The following is a 4,509-nucleotide window of genomic DNA, read 5'->3' on the forward strand; positions in this document are numbered from 1 at the left end:
ACGCGGAGGCATTCCTGCACCAGTCGCTTTCCTCCCCCTGCCTGTCGACCATCGCCAAGGCCGAGGGGATCTGGATCGAGGATACGGCCGGACGGCGCTTCATGGATTTCCATGGCAATTCCGTCCACCATATCGGTTATGGCCATCCCCGCGTCGTGGCCGCGATCAAGGATCAGCTTGATGGCTTAAGCTTCTCGCCCCGCCGTTTCACCAATGAGGTGTCGGTGGAACTGGCCGAAACGCTCGGGGCATTGGCACCCGGCGATCTCGGTAAGGTGCTGTTCACGACCGGCGGCTCGGACGCCAACGAAGTGGCCCTGCGTATCGCGCGCGCGGCGACGGGGCGGTTCAAGACCGTCAGCTTCTGGGACGCATTCCACGGCGCGGGCTTTGGCGCGTCAAGCGTCGGCGGCGAGGCGACCTTCCGCTCGCATATCGCGGGCCCCTTGTTGCCCGGCGCCGAGCATGTCGCCCCCTTCAACTGCTATCGCTGCGCCTATGGTCATGTCGGGCCGGAAAGCTGCGCGCTGGCCTGCGCGAAGATGGTCGAGTTCGTGCTGGAGCGCGAGGGCGATGTTGCCGCCGTCATTGCCGAGCCGATGCGGGCGGTGCCGGTGGTGCCGCCGCCGGGCTTCTGGCGCGCGGTGCGCGAGGCCTGCAACCGGCACGGCGCGCTTCTGATCATGGATGAGATCCCGACCGGCCTTGGCAAGACCGGCCGGATGTTCGCATTTGAACATGACGAAGTGGTGCCCGATATCGTGACCCTCGGCAAAGCGCTTGGCGGTGGCATCCTGCCCATTGCGGCAGTGATCGCGCGGCGCGATCTGGATGTTTGCGGCGATTTCGCCATCGGCCACTACACCCATGAAAAGAACCCGGTGACGGCACGGGCGGCGCTGGAGACCCTCGCATTGATCCGCGACGAGGGGCTGGTGGAGAGGGCCGCCGAACTGGGCGCACATGCGCTCAACCGGCTGCGCGAAACGGTGGGCGACGATCCACTCGTGGGCGACATCCGCGGGCGCGGCCTGATGTTCGGTGTCGAGATCGTCGCGGACCGCGACAGCCGCGCACCGGGGCGTGACGCCGCCGAACGCATCTATTACCGCTGCCTTGAGGCGGGGCTCAGCTTCAAGATCAGCGCAGGCTGCGTGCTGACATTGTCGCCTCCGCTGACCATCGCCAGGGACGACCTCGACCGGGCGCTGGACATCGTGGCGGAAGCGATCCGCGCGGAGACCACCTGAGAAGACCAACCGCACCGCCACGCGCATCCCCCCTTGTGGCCAGGGGAATGGGGGGGGGACAGCGTCAGGCCGCCAGAGTATCGGCCAGTTCGCGCCAGCGATGGCAAGCCACTTCATGCCCGTCGCCGGGATGTTCCAGAACCGGTTCCTCTGTCTTGCAGCGATCCACCGCGAAAGGACAGCGGGTATGGAACTTGCAGCCCGGCGGCTGGTTTGTCGGTGACGGGATCTCGCCCTCCAGCTTCTGCGCAGATCCCCGGTCATCGGGGTCAAGCGACGGGATCGCCGAGAACAAAGCCTTAGTATAGGGATGGCGCGGCGCCTTGAAAAGCGTGCGCGTCGGCGCGGTTTCCACCAGCCGCCCGAGATACATCACCGCGAGATGGTCGCAGGTATGGGCGACGACCGAGAGGTCATGGCTGATGAAGAGGAAGGTGATCTTAAGATCGCGCTGCAACTCTTTCAGAAGGTTCAGAACATCGGCCTGAATCGACACGTCGAGTGCTGCCACGCTTTCGTCGGCCACCACGAATTTCGGCCCCGACACGAGCGCCCGCGCGATGGAAATCCGCTGCCGCTGCCCGCCTGAAAATGCATGCGGGAAGCGGCGGAGATGTTCGAGGTTCAACCGGCATTTCGCCGCGATCTGCCGCACCCGCGCGTCGGTTTCCTCGCGGGTCTTGGTCAGGCCCATCACCTCCAGGGGTTCGGCGATGATATCGCGCACGGTCATGCGGGGGGACAGGGCCGCGTAAGGGTCCTGAAAGATCAGCTGCGCCCGCTTGCGGTAATCCTTCAGCTCTGCCCCCGCCAGCGTCGTCAGGTCGTAATCGACCTCGCCATCGGTGTAACTTGCCGAACCGCCGGTGATCGGCACCGCTTTCAAGAGCGCCCGGCCCAAAGTCGTCTTGCCCGAGCCGCTTTCGCCGACAAGGCCAAAGAACGAGCCCTTTTCGATGTCGAGATCGACATGGTCGACCGCCTTCAGGATCGACTTGCCGAAAAAGCCGGAACCGATCCTGAAACCGACCGAAAGGTCGCGGGCCTTGATCAGGGTCTCGCTCATGCCGGGACCTCCGTATGCAGATGACAGGCGACCCGGTGCGAGGCATCGACCTGTGTGTCATGGGGCAGTTTCGACTTGCAGACATCGCCGATGATCTTCGGGCAGCGGGTGTGAAAGACGCAGCCCGGGGGACGTTCCAGCGGTGACGGGATATCGCCCGCGACCGGCGTCAGCGGCGCATCGAGATCGTCAAGCTTCGGCAAGGCCGCCAGCAGACCTTGCGTATAGGGATGTTTCGGATTGCGGATCACCTCGCGCACCGGGCCTTCCTCGACGATCCTGCCGAGATATTTGACCGCGACCTTGTCAGCGGTCTGGGCGATGACGCCGAGGTCATGGGTGATGAAGATGATCCCCATATGGAACTCGGACACCAGATCCTTCATCAGGTCGATGACCTGCGCCTGAATGGTGACGTCGAGCGCGGTTGTCGGTTCATCCGCGATCAGAAGCTTTGGCTGCGTCGAGAGCGCCATCGCGATCATCGCCCGCTGCCGCATCCCGCCCGAAAGCTCGAACGCATATTGATCGAAGCGCTTCGACGGGTCGGAAATGCCGACGCGGTCCAGCATCTCGACTGAAATCTCTTTCGCCTTCGCCTTCGACATGTCGCCGTGAAGCTGCAACTGTTCGACCATCTGAACGCCGATCGTAATCGCGGGGGCGAAGCTGGCCATCGGTTCCTGGAAGATCATCGAAATCGCCCCGCCACGCACGACTTTCAGATCGCGTGCGGTCTTCAGCGACAGGACATCGACAGGGCCATCCTCGGTATGGAGCGTGATCTTGCTTTCCGGGCTGTAGACCGCATTTCTCGCATTGAGGTTCATCAGCGCCTTGGCGGTCACGGATTTTCCCGAGCCGCTTTCGCCGACGAGCCCCATCACCTCACCCTTGTTGATGGTGAAACTTACATCGTCGACGGCTGTCACCAGCCCCTCATCGGTGCGGAACTTCAGCGTCAGGTTCTTGACTTCGATCAGTGCTGTCATTTCTTCGTATCCGAATAGGGGTCAGCCGCATCACGCAACCCGTCGCCAACGAAGACGAAGGCCAGAACCAGCGCCACGAAGAAGATCACCGGGATGAAATACCATTGGTAATTCAGCAGAACGTCCGCCTTTGAGACGTTCTGCATCAGCGCGCCGAGTGAATTGACCGGGTCCTTGAGGCCGAGGCCGATGAAAGAAAGTGCCGTTTCCGACCGGACCATGTAGGGGAAGGAAATCATCAGGTCGACGATGATGTAGCTGGTGAACGAAGGCAGCAGGTGCCGCCGGATGATATGGCCCGGCGACGCGCCGCACAGCTCGGCCGCCAGCACGTATTCCTGTGTGCGTTCGGTCAGAAGATGGGTTCGAATGCGTCGCGCCAGCGTCGGCCAGCCGATCAGGCCGAGGATGATCGAGATGAAGAAGAACCGCGTCTCGGACGACCAGTTGTCGGGCATGAAGGCGGCCAGCGCCATGAACAAGGGGATTGCCGGAACCGTTCGGATCGCATCGGTGATCATTTGCAGGACGCTGTCGATCCAGCCGCCGAAATAGCCGGCCACCCCCCCTATGACCAGCGCCAGCACGAATGAGATGAAGACACCGAGCGAGCCGACCGCAAGCGATGTCCAGATCGCGTGCAAAGTTCGCCCGAAAATGTCCTTGCCGCTGCCATCGGTGCCAAAGAGGTGGATCTTGCCGCCTTCATCAAGGCCGAAAAGATGCGTGTTGGCGGGAATGATGCCCAGAAGCTTGTAGTCCCAGTCCTCGACAAAGAACAGCATGTAAAGCCGGTGATCGCGGTTTTCGGTGACCACCCAGCGGAAGTTGGTCTTGATCGAACGTTCGCGTTCGGTCGCATAGACGAAGGGGCGAAGGGAAAACCCGTTCTCGTCCCAGAATTTCGGCATCTGCGGCGCGCCGTTTTCGTAGTTCTCGTCACGGCCCGCGATGGTCGGGTCATAGGGCGACAGGAAAGGTGCGAAGATGCCCATCATGATCAACAGGACAAGCGCCCAGGCGGCGATCATCGCGGTGCGGTTGCCCTTGAACCGTGCCCAGATCAACTGCCCCTGCGAGGCGGTGAAATACGCTTCCTTGGCCTTCTGATCGACCCCGGCGGTGGCTGTCTTACGTCCGAATACCATTGCCCCCTCCCCTTATGATCCGATGATGCCGCGACGCACGCGCGGATCGATGA

The 4,509-nt window shown here is 62.3% G+C and carries 4 protein-coding genes; 1 reads left to right on the plus strand and 3 read right to left on the minus strand.

From position 1 onward, the window contains the following. The coding region (pbfA, locus tag WBB85_RS09125; protein ID WP_432638310.1) for a (R)-1-hydroxy-2-aminoethylphosphonate ammonia-lyase at window positions 1-1,250 on the plus strand (1,250 nt) is incomplete at its 5' end. Between the two features lie 64 nt (window positions 1,251-1,314). Here the strand turns inward: pbfA and WBB85_RS09130 are convergent. Genes WBB85_RS09130 through WBB85_RS09140 form a run of 3 tightly spaced genes read right to left on the minus strand, consistent with a single transcriptional unit; the run spans window position 1,315 to window position 4,456 of the window. Continuing rightward, the gene (locus WBB85_RS09130) at window positions 1,315-2,316 is read right to left on the minus strand and encodes an ABC transporter ATP-binding protein (RefSeq protein ID WP_432638311.1); all 1,002 of its coding nucleotides are present in this window, start codon (window positions 2,314-2,316) and stop codon (window positions 1,315-1,317) included. After that, complete coding sequence (locus tag WBB85_RS09135; protein WP_432638312.1) at window positions 2,313-3,308, minus strand: ABC transporter ATP-binding protein; 996 nt, start codon at window positions 3,306-3,308, stop codon at window positions 2,313-2,315. Before WBB85_RS09135 ends, WBB85_RS09130 begins: the two co-directional genes overlap by 4 nt. Further along, complete coding sequence (locus WBB85_RS09140; protein ID WP_432638313.1) at window positions 3,305-4,456, minus strand: ABC transporter permease; 1,152 nt, start codon at window positions 4,454-4,456, stop codon at window positions 3,305-3,307. The genes WBB85_RS09135 and WBB85_RS09140 overlap by 4 nt, the downstream gene beginning before the upstream one ends. Window positions 4,457-4,509: the final 53 nt, after the last annotated feature.

This window comes from Albidovulum sp. (assembly GCF_049646345.1).
Classification (GTDB): Bacteria; Pseudomonadota; Alphaproteobacteria; order Rhodobacterales; family Rhodobacteraceae; genus Albidovulum.